The organism is Stenotrophomonas sp. T8, assembly GCF_051853085.1.
GTDB lineage: Bacteria > Pseudomonadota > Gammaproteobacteria > Xanthomonadales > Xanthomonadaceae > Stenotrophomonas > Stenotrophomonas sepilia.
Map to the genome: position 1 here is coordinate 1,917,582 of NZ_CP195329.1, position 13,031 is coordinate 1,930,612.

A 13,031-nucleotide genomic window follows, 5' to 3' on the forward strand; every position below is an offset into this window, starting at 1 on the left:
GCGCACCGTCAGCCTACGTCGGGCAAGCCGGGCAGCAGCTTGTCCAGGGTAATGGGATAGTTGCGCACGCGCACGCCGGTTGCGTTGTAGACCGCATTGGCGATCGCGGCGCCGACCCCGCAGATGCCCAGTTCACCCACACCCTTGGCCTTCATCGGCGAGATCACCGGATCCAGCGTGTCGAGGAAGACCACCTCCTGGTACGGGATGTCGGCGTGCACGGGAACCTCGTAGCCGGCCAGGTCGTGGTTGATGAACAAGCCAAGCCGTTTGTCGACCACCAGCTCCTCCATCAGGGTCGCGCCCGCACCCATCACCATCCCCCCGATGACCTGGCTGCGTGCAGACAGCGGATTGAGGATCCGGCCGCCATCGCATACGGCAAGCATGCGACGAATGCGCGTCTCTCCCGTGTAGGCATGCACGGCGACCTCGCAGAAATGCCCTGCATAGGTGCCGACGTCGTAGCCTTGCTTGAAGTCGCCGAAGGCAATGCCGTCCTCCGCCGACAGTGTCCCCGCCTCTGCCAGCTTGATCGTCCGCCCACCCGCCTGGATGCGGCCATTGGCGAAGTCTGCGGTGTCGCCGTCGAAGCCCAGTTTCTCGCCCACCTTGCGGCGCAGGCTGACGCACGCCGCGTACACGCCTGCGGTGGAGCTTGCCGCGCCCCACTGGCCGCCGGAACCGGCGGAGGCGGGATGACGGGAGTCGCCGAGGGTCACCTGGACCCGCTCCAGCGGCACGCCCATGGTTTCGGCTGCCGTCTGCGCGATGATTGTGTAGGAGCCGGTGCCGATGTCGGTCATGTCGGTCTCGACAATCACTCCGCCCTGGCCGTCAAGCCTGACCCGCGCCGCCGACTTCATCGTCGGTGCACCGCGATAGCCCGCAGATACGCCCATGCCGATCAGCCAGTCCCCTTCCCTGACCTGCGCCGGCCTGGGGTTGCGCTTGTTCCAGTTGAAGCGCTCCGCGCCTTCGCGCAGGCAGCGCACCAGGTTGCGGTCGGAGAACTTCTTGGACGGATCGCCGGGCACGACCTCGGGCTCGTTGAGGATGCGGAACGCGATCGGGTCGAGACCCAGCTTCTCGGCCATTTCGTCCATCGCCACTTCCAGCGCCATGTGGCCCGGTGCTTCGCCCGGTGCGCGCATCGCATTGCCTTCGGGCATGTCGAGCGTGGCGATGTAGTTGGCCACCAGACGGTTGGCGCCTGCATAGAGCTTGGGCGTCTGCAGGGTGCCGTTTTCGCCGTCCTCGCCGTTGATGTTGCCCGACCAGTTCTCGTGGGCGATGGCGGAGATCCGGCCATCCTTTCCGCAGCCGATCCGCACGCGCTGGAGGGTGGCGTGCCGGTGCGTGGTGTTGTTGGGCATCAACGGGCGTTGCAGCGCGATCTTCACCGGCCGCCCGACCTGCTTGGCCGCCAGCGCGGCCAGTACCGCGTCGGCACGGATGAACAGCTTGCCGCCGAAGCCGCCGCCGATATAGGGCGAGTCCACGCGCACCTTGGCAGGATCGATGCCGAGGATCGCCGCCATGCCCTGCCTGGCCCAGTCGATCATCTGGTTCGCCGTCCACAGCGTGAGCGTGTCACCCTTCCAGGCGGCGATGGTGGCGTGCGGCTCCATCATCGAATGACTTTCGTCGGAGGTGTGGTAAGTCTCGTCGAGCTTGACCGCGGCGCTCGCGTAGGCAGTGTCGAAATCGCCCAGCGCCTGCCGGTCGGGCTTTCCGTCACGCCCCTTTGCCAGCGGCGCGGACGGTGCCAGGGCCGGGAAATCGAAGCGGCCCTTGCTGCGCTCGTAGCGGGTGCGGATCAGCGCCGCGGCGGCGCGGGCCTGCTCGAAGGTCTCTGCCACCACGCAGGCGATGGCCTGGTGGTAGTGGGCCACCTCGGCTCCGCCGAACAACGGTGCATTGTTCCAGTTCGATGTGCCGACCGGCTTGGTTTCCGGTGCGGTGATGACCGCCAGTACGCCGGGCGCGGCACGTGCGCGGGAGGCATCCATCGAAATGATGCGCCCCTTGCCGATGCCCGCACCGACGATGTAGCCGTAGGCCTGGTTCGGCGCCACGTCATGGCGCTCGTAGGCATAGGGGGCGGTACCGGTGGTCTTGCGTGGGCCGTCGATGCGCGGCGTCGACTTGCCGACCACCTTGGCCTTGTCAAACAGGTTGTCGCCGGCGGGGGCGTTGAATTCAAGGGGCATCAGCGCTCTCCTTCCACCAGCACCGCTGCGAGGGTGCGCTCGGCGAGCGCGATCTTGAACGCGTTCTCTGACGTCGGACGGGCACCGGCGAACACCTGCCGGGTCGCGGCCTTTACGCCATTGCGCAGCAGCGGTTCGGCTGCCTCGACGCGCCACGGTTTCGGCGCGACCCCACCGAAGGCGAACCGCGCCGAGCCGTCACGCTGCACGACCGCGGCGACCGACACCAGCGCGAACGCATAGGACGCGCGGTCACGTACCTTGTGGTACACGTGCCGACCGCCCAGGGGTTGTGGCAGCGTGACGTGGGTGATCAGCTCACCGCGCTGCAGCACGTTGTCCTGCTGCGGCCTGTCGCCGGGGGAACGATGGAAATCGGCAATCGGGATGCTGCGCGTACTGCCGTCACCCCTGACGGTCTGGATCGAGGCGTCCAGCACCCGCAGGGCCACCGCCATGTCGCCCGGATAGGTCGCGATGCAGCTGTCCGAGGTGCCGATCACGCCCATCTGCCGGGAGAACCCCTCGAGTGCGCCGCAGCCGGATCCGGGCAGGCGCTTGTTGCAAGGCAGATTGGGGTCGTAGAAGTATGGGCAGCGCGTGCGCTGCAGCAGGTTGCCGCCGGTGGTGGCTTTGTTGCGCAGCTGCCCGGAGGCGCCTGCCACGATCGCGCGGGTCAGCACCGCGTAGTCGCGGCGCACGCGCTCATGCGAGGCCAGTGCGGTATTGGTGACCAGCGTGCCGATGCGCAGGCCGCCCTCGTCGGTGGGTTCAATCCTGTCCAGGCCGATGTCCTGCACATCGACCAGATGCGCTGGCGTCTCGACCTCCAGCTTCATCAGGTCGAGCAGGTTGGTCCCTCCGGCCAGGAACTTCGCGCCCTCGGTGCCGGCGACGGCCCTGGCGGCCTCGGCCGGGGATTTGGCGCGTTCGTAACTGAAGGCCCTCATGAGCGCCTCCCTGCAGAGGTCACGCCAGCGACCTCTGCCATCGCCTCGGCAATATTGGAATAGGCGCCGCAGCGGCAGAGGTTGCCGCTCATGCGTTCGCGCATTTCCATGTTGGTGGCGCGGGGACGTGCGCTGACGTCCGCCTGTACATGGCTGGGGACACCCCGCTTGATCTCGTCCAGTACCGCCACCGCCGAACAGATCTGCCCCGGCGTGCAATACCCGCACTGGTAGCCATCATGCTTGATGAAGGCGGCCTGCATCGGATGCAGGTCATCGGGAGTTCCGAGGCCTTCGATGGTGGTGATGGCATAGCCCTGGTGCTGTACCGCCAGGCTGAGGCAGGCATTGATGCGCTCACCATTGACCAGCACGGTACAGGCACCGCATTGACCGTGGTCGCAGCCCTTTTTCGTTCCAGTCAGCTTCAGATGTTCGCGCAGGGCATCGAGCAGCGTGGTCCGGGTGTCGAGCTCAAGCTCCCGCCGCTCGCCGTTGACGGTCAAGGCAACCGTGCTGATGACCGGCGGCCTGGGCGGCGGGGGCGCCGCCAGTTCGGCGGCGAGCGATGATGCCCCCGGTGCGGCGGACATCGCCACGGTCGTGACGCCGCCAGCGATCACCTGGCGACGCGTCAACTTCATTCCTTCATCACAACTTGGCACAGTGACCTCCTGGCGTTCGGGGAAACCCCGTGGCTGGATGGACGCGCTCACACTACCGAAGGGCCACTATGCCCATCTGCGGGGTACAGATCTGTGAAGTCGGCGAAATGTACGAACCCGCCAAGGCAGTCAGCCTGAGTGCCCAGAAGAACATGTTGTAGCAAGTCCGAAGAAATCGACTGCATCCAGCCCTTTCATGGACACCCGGACTCATTCCCAGCCTGCAGGCCAACTACGGCGGGCTTGACTGAGTTGCCACGCTCGCTTCTCTCGTAGGTAGATGGCTTCTCTCTTCCTCTCGCTTACTGGCACATCGCAGAGACGCCATGCGTGCCGCCTGCTCAAGTTCGGAATGCGCGGCCTTCACTCCCTTCAGCGCGGCACTCTTGAGCCATGCGTATGCCTCACTGGATGACTCACAGTCCTGTTTGTCCCTCAATATGAAGAACACGTTGTACTGTGCAATCGGGTGTCCCAGCGCTGCGGCATAGGCAAGCCACATATGGGAGTTGCCGGCCACGCCTTTGCCCTCAAAGTGGCGCGAAAGTCGAAACGCCGCCTCGGCGTCGCCTGCATCTGCGCGCCCGACCAGCGTGCGTAGCTGCTTGTCATCAAGCTCCGCGCCATCATCCGTTGCGATCGACCCGTCAAGCTCAACTTTCGGCCTGTCCGGTTGAGGCGGCACCTGCGCATTAACCGACCCTGCGCCCGCCAGGCACAAGAGAAGACCGGCTCTCTTAAATAGGATCATCAATCCCAGTTCCTGAGAATCGGTCTTCGCTGGCGGTTCGAATCCGCCCCCGGCCTGCATGTCCATTGCGCCCCCTGCCCCGCCGGCGCGGATGCCGGCCGCCCCATCGTACCTGAGCGTGCTTCGGATGGCGCCTCAGCGGGAATCACATACCCAGCTCCGACAACCCCGGGTGATCATCCGGGCGACGCCCCAGCGGCCAATGGAACTTGCGGTCGCTCTCCTTGATCGGCATGTCGTTGATACAGGAGAAGCGGCGCTGCATCAGGCCATCCTCTCCGAATTCCCAGTTTTCGTTGCCATAGGAACGGAACCAGTTGCCGGAGTCGTCGTGCCATTCGTACGCGTAGCGGACCGCAATGCGGTTTTCGGTAAAGGCCCAGAGCTCCTTGATCAGGCGGTACTCGAGCTCCTTGTTCCATTTGCGTGCCAGGAACTGCCGGGCTTCCTCCCGACCGTTGGTGAATTCGGCACGGTTACGCCACTGGGTGTCGAGCGAATAGGCAAGCGAGACCTTGTCGGCATCGCGGGAGTTCCAGCCATCCTCGGCAAGACGCACTTTCTGCGTGGCCGATTCAAGGGTGAACGGAGGAAGCGGCGGACGGGGTTGTTCAGCGGACACGGGGAAACCTCCAATCGAAATGGATATACGGGTTGCTTCAAGGGATCTGGGGTACCCAGGCGCTAACGCTTGGCCTGTTCCAATAACAGCTTCGCGACATCCTTCGCGGTGTCTGCGGCGTCGAAATCACCCATCACGCGCGACAGGGTGATGGCGCCTTCCATCAGGATCAGCAGCTGACGGGCCAGATCCGCCGGCTGCTCCACATCCAGTTGTTCGGTAAGTTCCAGCGTGTAATCGAGCAGCTTCTGCTTGTGATTCCGCGCGATTTCCCGGATCGGATCGGCCGGGTCGCCGACCTCCCCGGCGGTATTGATGAACGCACACCCGCGATAGCCCTCGGACTGGAACCAGTTCTTGAGCACGGTGAACAAGCCGAGGATGCGTGCTTCCGGGGTGTCCGCTTTATCGCACTCCTGCCGGAACCAGGCCAGCCATCGCACATCGCGCGCCTTCAATGCGGCGGCGGCCACGTCGTCCTTGTTCTCGAAGTGGCGGTAGATGCTCTTTCGCGCCACGCCCGAGGTCTTCACCAGCAGGTCCATGCCGGTGGCGTGGATCCCGTTCTGGTAGATCAGCGCCTCGGCCGTGGCCAGGATCTTCTGTTGGGTGTCGGTGCTGCCCTTGCTCATGGCTGCAAGGTAGAATGAGCGTTCTCCCTTGTCAACAGGCGATCGCGAGCGATTCGCGTGCGCACATCCGTGCAAGACGATCTATCAAGAAATCAGGACAGTTCATCACCCGGACGCCTGGTTGCAGGCGCAAAGTACGTCTCACCACCCACCCATGAGAGTTCCCGCATGAACACCTTCGCCCGTACCCTGGCCGTTGCCGCCCTCGCCCTCTCGGTCCAGGCCAGCCTGTCCGCGCAGGCCGCCGAACCGGCCACGCCGGCGGCAGTCACCAGCATCGCGCGCACCGCCACCTACATCACCACCGCCGATGGCGTGCAGCTGTACTACAAGGACTGGGGCCCGAAGAACGGCCCGGTCGTGACCTTCAGCCACGGCTGGCCGTTGAACTCGGACAGCTGGGAGTCGCAGATGATCTTCCTGGCCAACCACGGCTACCGCGTCATTGCCCATGACCGTCGCGGCCACGGCCGCTCCAGCCAGCCGTGGGACGGCAACGATATGGATCATTACGCCGATGACCTGGCCACGGTGATCAATACGCTGGACCTGCACGATGTGACCCTGGTGGGCTTCTCCACCGGTGGCGGCGAAGTGGCGCGCTACGTCGGCCGGCATGGCACCGGGCGGGTGAAGAAGGCCGTGCTGATCAGCTCGGTGCCGCCGTTCATGCTGAAGACCGCCGACAACCCGAACGGCCTGCCGATCGAAGTGTTCGATGGCATCCGCAAGGCACAGATGGATAACCGCGCGCAGCTGTACCGGGACATTCCGTCGGGCCCGTTCTACGGCTTCAACCGCCCGGGCGCGAAGGTGTCGCAGGGGTTGATCGATGCGTGGTGGGCACAGGGCATGCAGGGCGGCCACAAGAATACTTACGACTCGATCGCTGCGTTCTCGGCCACCGATTTCCGCGCCGACCTGAAGAAGTTCGATGTTCCTACCCTGGTCATCCACGGTGACGACGACCAGATCGTGCCGATCGATATCTCGGGCCGCCAGTCGGCAAAGCTGATCAAGGGCGCAAAGCTGATTGTCTACCCGGGTGCGCCGCACGGCCTGACCGACACCCACAAGGACAAGGTCAGCCAGGATCTGCTGGCGTTCCTGCAGGAAAAGTGAGTGTACGGGGCTCCGTCGTGATGGCGGAGCCCTTCCTGCCCAGAGGCAGGGCCGGCACCGGACGAGCGCCGGCTGCCACGTCAGTGCACGATTGCGGCCGTGGGATTTCAGGCCAATCATGGCGCGCGGTGTGCACCTTGATGAAGGGTTAACCTCCAACAAAGCACACTGCGCTCTCACGGCTCTTCTCCGGCGCAGAATCCTTTGCTCCCGTGTCCAGCCCCAGACGACACGGCCATGCATCCTCCCAATGCCTTCCGGATCCACGCGATCCAGCCCCTTCTTGCGCGCAATGGGGCCATCGTTCGCCTCGATCAATTGCGATCCACCTGCAAGAGCTGCGGCTTGCGCTCATCAATGACTCAGGACGAGGGCATCAAGACGAGTCCATTGGGCACGACGCTCACGTGCCCCGCGTGCGGTGCCACGGGGCTGATGGACGAGGTGGAGATATGGCACCACTGGCTCGAACAGTGCCGGCGGGAACGGATGCTGGCGCTCTTCGATCCCGCACCTGACGAACCTCTGGAGCCTGATGGCCCCGAATGAGAGCGACACATGGACTGTCCGGCCGGCGCCTCAGCGCCGCGCCTCAACCGTAGCCGGGGTGACGCCCTGCCAGGCTACCCATCGTGAAGGCGTAGCCCGCCTCCTCCAGCAGCGCTCTCATGCGCAGCTCCACACGCCGGGGGGAAAGCAGGCTGTTGGGCGCGTACAGGGCATAGACGTAGCCTGCGCCGTCGATGATCTCGCGGCGCACGGCGCACTCATTGGATTCGGCAGCCTCGGACCAGACGGACATCAACCTGGCGGGACTGATGGATTGGCCGTTGCGAAGACGGAAGAACAGCCAGCGCACTCCCAGGGAACGCACCGGATTCAACCTAGCCACTGCGAACCCCCGATGCGCCGGAAGAGGTCCCTCAGGACCTCTGGATCCAAGCGTGGATGCTCGTCTTTCGAAGAGCGCGGAAGGTCGATACGTGCGGCGCCGTTCACCAGCGCGGGCAGATCGGACTGAAGGTCGATCCACCACCCCGTGGGCAGCCGGAGCCCCGTGCCCGTTCTATCGTAGATGCAGATCGGAAAAGTCATCGCGTTGCTCCTGGATGACCCGAGCATACGCCTGCGCGATGTCAGGTCTGGATGCGACGCCTAGGAAGATGCCGCATCGGCGCGCTTTGCGCATTCGAATACGTGTGCTTCGTCCTGCTGGACCCTGCGGAACGACTCCAGCCAGCCGAACGCTGCGCCACGACTGTGAATCGTTTCGCCAAGCCTTCCGGTCAGGCACCGTGCGCACTCCATCCCGCCAGGACTGGGCGCATCGCACCAACGGCATTGCGCCATCGTCGTCGTTCTCTCCGGGCGGCACTGGTACATGATCTTGGTCATCAGGCTGATCGCCTGGCTTTGCGAGGACATGCGCGCTCCCTGTCTGCTGCGCTGAAGCAGCCGCGCGGCGCGCGGCTCCTCCTGTTATTCAGCGGCGCGTATCACCGCCGGGACCGCCTTTCTTTTCGTCCGTTGGATTCGAATCGCTACGATCCTTCTTGTCCTGCTGCTGTTGTTCGCCTTGCCGGCCAGGCTCCTCCGCGCCGGGCTCGCCCCCCTCGACCTGCCCCTGCTGCACGGGCTGTTCTGCTTCAGCGGAAGCGTTGGAGCGGTCAATCCTGTTCTGTTCGGGGACGCTGTTCATTTCGATTCTCCGTCGCAGCAAGTGTGCTGCCGATTGACTGTGGGCCTGTTGCCGTTACGGGAACGTGCCGGCAAGCGCGTTGTATGAACGGTTGTGATGAACAGGCTCCCGGCAGCAAGCGTGTACAGTGAGGTTTCGAACAGGGGTAGGCGCCGTGAGCCGCGGAAGAAGCAAGCACGTTGTCGATGTGGAGCGCGAGCTGGCCCACTGGGAAACCGCGTTCAACCTGGGCGCGTTGCCCGCGGTGAGTTTCCGGCACGAAGTGGCGCCGGTCATCCGGCTTGCCTGCGACATCTATGTGAGAGATCCGCACGGTACCCGGTCAGCCTGGATGGACGATCTGCAGTGCCGCCTTGCGAAACGATCAAGCCTGCGCGGCCACCCTGGCGCGGCGGAGATTGCCGATCGTTGCTGGACGCTGCTGTCCTGCGGCTAGGCGCCTCCTGCCGGATGATTCCGCTCGCGCACACCCTGCCCCAGCTCGGATGCCAGGAACGGTGCCGTCCTGCTGCCCTTGGCGCGGGCCACCTGATGCGGTGGCCCCGCCGCCACGATGGTGCCGCCCGCGCTGCCTGCGCCCGGGCCGACGTCGATCACCCAGTCGGCCTGTGCGACGGAACGCATGTCGTGCTCGATCATCACCACCGTGTTGCCTGCGTCCACCAGCCGCTGAAGCTGCACCAGCAGCCTGTCCGCGTCTGATGCATGCAGGCCGGTGGTGGGTTCGTCCAGCACGTACAGCGTGCGCCCGCGCTGGCTGCGCTGCAGCTCTGTGGCCAGCTTGATGCGTTGCGCCTCACCCCCTGAAAGCTCCGTGGCCGGCTGGCCCAGCCGCAGGTAGCCCAGGCCGATCTCCTGCAGCAACTGCAGCGGGCGGGCGATGGCCTCTTCTTCGGCGAAGAACGCATGGGCCTGGTCCACCGTCATCTGCAGGACCTCGGCAATGTTGCGGCCGTTCCACTGCACCTTCAGCGTGGCCTCGTTGTAGCGGGCGCCGTGACAGGTGGGGCACGGCGCATAGACGCTGGGCATGAACAGCAGTTCGACGCTGACGAAACCCTCGCCTTCGCAGGTCTCGCATCGCCCCTTGGCTACGTTGAACGAAAAGCGGCCCGCATCGAATCGGCGACGGCGCGCGTCGGGTGTCGCGGCGAACAGCTTGCGCACGTGGTCGAACAGGCCCGTGTAGGTAGCCAGGTTGGAGCGTGGCGTGCGGCCGATGGGCTTCTGGTCCACCTGCACCACGCGCTGGATGGCGTCCACGTCGCCGGCCAGCTGGCCCCTCGTTGCTTCGATTACGGTGGGTCCTTCGGCAGGTGCGCTGTCGGCGCCGTCGTCTGCCGTCTCATGCCCGAGGTGCAGCAGCATCAGCTCGGGCAGCGCCTGCGCCATCAGGCTGGATTTGCCCGATCCGGAAATGCCGGTCACTGCAGTCAGCAACCCCAGCGGCACCTGCGCATCCACACCGTGCAGGTTGTGGCGGTGGATGCCTTTCAGCGCCAGCCAGCTGTTGGCACTGCGCTGCCGGCTGGCCGGCGCGGGCACCCGGTCGAACAGGTACTGCGCCGTGCGCGAATCCTGAACGTTGCGCAGGCCGTCGGGCTCGCCACTGTAGAGAACGCGTCCGCCATGTTCCCCTGCCTGCGGGCCCACATCCACCAGCCACTGCGCGCGGCGCATCAGCTCCAGATCGTGTTCAACAACGAACACCGAGTTACCGCCGTCGCGCAGCCGTTCCAGCGCGTCGTACAGCGCCTGGCTGTCGGCCGGATGCAGGCCGGCCGACGGTTCGTCGAGCACGTACAGCACGCCGAACAGCAGCGAGCTGAGCTGCGTGGCCAGGCGCAGGCGCTGCAGTTCGCCGGCCGACAGCGTGGGCGTGGCGCGATCCAGCGAGAGATAGCCCAGGCCGAGCTCGCGAAGTTGTCGTACCCGCGCCATGACCCCACCCGCGAGCCGTTGCGCCGCCAGGCGCTTTTCCTCAGACAAGGCTGAGGTCAGGCGCACGTCGGGGGCGCCTTCGTGGGTCGCGCGGCCACTTGCTGCCCGCTTGGCGCGATCGCTGGGCGTTGCACGCCTGCTGGTACGCGCGCCGTGGCTGTGTGCACTGAAATCGCCCTGCGCGATGGGCTCGAGCAAGGCCGCCAGCTGGTCCAGCGGCAGCCGCATGAACTCGCCGATGTCCACGCCGGCGAAGGTGACCGAAAGCGCTTCCGGCTTCAGGCGCTTTCCCTGGCAGGCGGGGCACAGGCGGCCTTCCATGTAGCGGGAAACACGCTTGCGCATCAGCGCGCTCTGGGTGTTGGCAAAGGTGTGCAGCACGTAGCGGCGTGCGCCGGTGTACGTGCCCATGTAGCTGGGCTCCAGCTTGCGCTTGAGCGCGGCGCGGGTCTCGGCCGGCGTGAAGCCGGCATAGACCGGCACCGTGGGCGTTTCCTCGGTGAACAGGATCCAGTCGCGGTCCTTCTTCGGCAGTTTCTTCCACGGCACATCGATGTCGTAGCCCAGCGTGACCAGAATGTCGCGCAGGTTCTGGCCATGCCATGCCGGTGGCCAGGAGGCGATGGCGCGCTCGCGGATGCTCAGCGACGGGTCCGGCACCATCAGTGCTTCAGTCACTTCGTAGACATGCCCCAGGCCATGGCAGGTGCTGCAGGCGCCCTGTGGGGTGTTGGGCGAGAAGTCTTCGGCGTACAGCATGGGCTGGTGGGCCGGGTAGGCCCCCGCCCGCGAGTACATCATGCGCACCAGGCTGGACAGCGTGGTCACGCTGCCCACCGACGAGCGCGCATTGCTCGCGCCGCGCTGCTGCTGCAAGGCCACCGCCGGCGGCAGGCCGTCGATGGCATCCACGTCGGGCACGCCGGCCTGGTCGATCAGGCGACGCGCGTACGGCGCGACGGATTCGAAGTAGCGCCGCTGCGCCTCGGCGAAGACCGTGCCGAAGGCCAACGAGGACTTGCCTGACCCCGACACGCCGGAGAACACCACCAGTGCATTGCGTGGAATGGAGACATCGACATTCTTCAGGTTGTGCTCGCGCGCACCGCGGACCTCGATGCAGCCGCTGGCTGCGGCAGCACATGACGATTCGCCAAAGGGGGTGTTGGACATCTCAGCATTCCTGCATTCGGTGGGCGGATCGCGCATGGTGCGCCCGAGGGGCCATTGTCGCCGCTGCGGAGTGAATGGCGTGAGGGCGCCGGAAGCGGGATGTTGTCTTCACCTCCCGTTCGTACGGCCTTGCCCAGCCAAGGGCTAGCGTTGGGTGCCCACACACCGGAGGCCGTCATGCACCCCGACGTACTTGGCTGGCCGCCACGGCGGTACTGATGGCAACCTTGATCCGGCAGATGGTGAAGCAGTGGCAGTCGTCCAACCCGGAAGCCGTGTCCAGGTGGCTGTTCGCAGGCCAGATGACCGCATCTGCGCTGTTCACGGTGTACAGCGCGATGCTGGGCAGCGTGGTCTTCGTGGTGACCAATGCGATGCTGCTGTTGACGGCGGTGGTGGGCCAGGTGATGGCGTGGCGCCGCCGCGGCCGACGCCGGGCTCCCCCGCCCTGCTGATTGTTAATGCGCGTTGCCTGAAGGTTTGACATCACGTTGCCCCGCCCTTGATGGGGGCGCCCACAACGCATTCCTATGCTGGGCCCACCACCTGCGAGGTGGTGATCAACCTGGAGATGCACCATGCAACGCGACCAGAAAGACCTTCCCCATCCGGACACGGAGGCGCAGCGCCCCGATCCTGTCAGTCCGCTGCAGGCAAAGCTGCACAACCACCGCAATCATGACGAAGCGCTGCAGGAAACCTTCCCCGCCAGCGACCCGATCTCTCCCTTCGTCGCTGCACCCACGCCGGACGAGCAGGCCAAGCGCCTTGGGGAGCGGGTCAGGCTGCCAGACCGTCGCACGGATGAGGAGGCCGCGGGAGGTGACGAGTGATCCGGCGCGGTTTCGCCCGTGTCGCGGCCGCGACGGCGCGATTGTCCGGCAGCCTGGGGGCATTCGTCGCAGCGCTGGGGGTGATCATCACCTGGGCTGCCAGCGGGCCGGCCTTCCACTTCAATGACACCTGGCAGCTGGTGGTGAATACGGGAACGACCATCGTGACCTTCCTGATGGTGTTCCTGATCCAGCATACGCAGAACGCCGACACCGCAGCGCTGCACATCAAACTGGATGAACTGATCCGTGTCAGCAAGGACGCCAACCAGGAGCTGTTGAACCTGGAGTCGATGGAGCCGGCCCACCTTGAAGAGATACGCCAGCGCTACGAGGCACTGGCGAAGACCGCTGCAGACATCAAGTCCAAGAAGGAGCGCTGCATGCCCTGCCATGCGGACGCGGCCGCCGAAGCCTGAGGTCGCTGCTC

General features: G+C 65.4%; 16 protein-coding genes. 6 read left to right on the plus strand and 10 right to left on the minus strand.

Features of this window, described 5'->3' with window-relative positions:
* Positions 1-8: 8 nt before the first annotated feature.
* The 6 genes from paoC to ACSDHM_RS09025 all read right to left on the minus strand — a co-directional run bounded on the left by paoC (position 9) and on the right by ACSDHM_RS09025 (position 5,833).
* The gene (gene paoC / locus ACSDHM_RS09000) at positions 9-2,213 is read right to left on the minus strand and encodes an aldehyde oxidoreductase molybdenum-binding subunit PaoC (protein ID WP_088497454.1); all 2,205 of its coding nucleotides are present in this window, start codon (positions 2,211-2,213) and stop codon (positions 9-11) included.
* A complete protein-coding gene (locus ACSDHM_RS09005; protein ID WP_439426884.1) occupies positions 2,213-3,163 on the minus strand; it encodes an FAD binding domain-containing protein in 951 nt (316 codons plus the stop codon). The genes paoC and ACSDHM_RS09005 overlap by 1 nt, the downstream gene beginning before the upstream one ends.
* Entirely contained in the window at positions 3,160-3,807 is a 648-nt protein-coding gene (paoA, locus tag ACSDHM_RS09010) for an aldehyde dehydrogenase iron-sulfur subunit PaoA (RefSeq protein WP_439426971.1), read from the minus strand. The genes ACSDHM_RS09005 and paoA overlap by 4 nt, the downstream gene beginning before the upstream one ends.
* 253 nt (positions 3,808-4,060) lie before the next feature.
* Positions 4,061-4,645: a sel1 repeat family protein gene (locus ACSDHM_RS09015; protein ID WP_095377603.1), complete on the minus strand. Its 585-nt coding sequence runs from the start codon at positions 4,643-4,645 to the stop codon at positions 4,061-4,063.
* Positions 4,646-4,724: 79 nt separating this feature from the next.
* Positions 4,725-5,201 carry a nuclear transport factor 2 family protein gene (locus ACSDHM_RS09020; protein ID WP_021202431.1) on the minus strand — a complete coding sequence of 159 codons (477 nt, stop codon included), beginning with the start codon at positions 5,199-5,201 and terminating at the stop codon, positions 4,725-4,727.
* A 62-nt stretch (positions 5,202-5,263) separates the two neighbouring features.
* A complete protein-coding gene (locus tag ACSDHM_RS09025) occupies positions 5,264-5,833 on the minus strand; it encodes a TetR/AcrR family transcriptional regulator (protein WP_072167042.1) in 570 nt (189 codons plus the stop codon).
* A gap of 168 nt (positions 5,834-6,001) precedes the next feature.
* Between ACSDHM_RS09025 and ACSDHM_RS09030 the strand changes: the two genes are divergently transcribed.
* Both ACSDHM_RS09030 and ACSDHM_RS09035 read left to right on the plus strand, forming a co-directional pair.
* Positions 6,002-6,955 (plus strand): alpha/beta fold hydrolase, encoded by a 954-nt coding sequence (locus tag ACSDHM_RS09030; RefSeq protein ID WP_439426885.1) that lies wholly within the window; start codon positions 6,002-6,004, stop codon positions 6,953-6,955.
* Between the two features lie 237 nt (positions 6,956-7,192).
* Positions 7,193-7,504, plus strand: a complete 312-nt coding sequence (locus ACSDHM_RS09035; RefSeq protein WP_026346984.1) for a hypothetical protein — start codon at positions 7,193-7,195, stop codon at positions 7,502-7,504.
* A gap of 43 nt (positions 7,505-7,547) precedes the next feature.
* Here ACSDHM_RS09035 and ACSDHM_RS09040 read toward each other — a convergent pair whose 3' ends face one another.
* From ACSDHM_RS09040 to ACSDHM_RS09050, 3 genes are all read right to left on the minus strand, one after another.
* On the minus strand, positions 7,548-7,829 hold the full coding sequence (locus ACSDHM_RS09040) for a hypothetical protein (protein WP_439426886.1): 282 nt from the start codon (positions 7,827-7,829) through the stop codon (positions 7,548-7,550).
* A 281-nt stretch (positions 7,830-8,110) separates the two neighbouring features.
* Complete coding sequence (locus ACSDHM_RS09045; RefSeq protein WP_439426887.1) at positions 8,111-8,380, minus strand: hypothetical protein; 270 nt, start codon at positions 8,378-8,380, stop codon at positions 8,111-8,113.
* 58 nt (positions 8,381-8,438) lie between these two features.
* On the minus strand, positions 8,439-8,654 hold the full coding sequence (locus ACSDHM_RS09050; RefSeq protein ID WP_088497449.1) for a hypothetical protein: 216 nt from the start codon (positions 8,652-8,654) through the stop codon (positions 8,439-8,441).
* 187 nt (positions 8,655-8,841) lie between these two features.
* On the opposite strand from ACSDHM_RS09050, the gene ACSDHM_RS09055 reads away from it, so the two are divergent.
* Complete coding sequence (locus tag ACSDHM_RS09055) at positions 8,842-9,090, plus strand: hypothetical protein (protein ID WP_227836711.1); 249 nt, start codon at positions 8,842-8,844, stop codon at positions 9,088-9,090.
* Here ACSDHM_RS09055 and ACSDHM_RS09060 read toward each other — a convergent pair.
* Positions 9,087-11,768, minus strand: coding sequence for an excinuclease ABC subunit UvrA (locus tag ACSDHM_RS09060; RefSeq protein WP_088497511.1), 2,682 nt, complete (start codon positions 11,766-11,768; stop codon positions 9,087-9,089). The genes ACSDHM_RS09055 and ACSDHM_RS09060 overlap by 4 nt on opposite strands.
* Before the next feature lie 218 nt (positions 11,769-11,986).
* Here ACSDHM_RS09060 and ACSDHM_RS09065 point away from each other — a divergent pair, with 218 nt between their 5' ends.
* The 3 genes from ACSDHM_RS09065 (at position 11,987) to ACSDHM_RS09075 (ending at position 13,020) form a co-directional block, all read left to right on the plus strand.
* Positions 11,987-12,223: a hypothetical protein gene (locus tag ACSDHM_RS09065; protein ID WP_439426888.1), complete on the plus strand. Its 237-nt coding sequence runs from the start codon at positions 11,987-11,989 to the stop codon at positions 12,221-12,223.
* 123 nt (positions 12,224-12,346) lie between these two features.
* Positions 12,347-12,601: a hypothetical protein gene (locus ACSDHM_RS09070; protein ID WP_069138523.1), complete on the plus strand. Its 255-nt coding sequence runs from the start codon at positions 12,347-12,349 to the stop codon at positions 12,599-12,601.
* Positions 12,598-13,020, plus strand: coding sequence for a low affinity iron permease family protein (locus ACSDHM_RS09075; protein ID WP_072167049.1), 423 nt, complete (start codon positions 12,598-12,600; stop codon positions 13,018-13,020). The genes ACSDHM_RS09070 and ACSDHM_RS09075 overlap by 4 nt, the downstream gene beginning before the upstream one ends.
* The last annotated feature ends 11 nt before the right edge of the window (positions 13,021-13,031 follow it).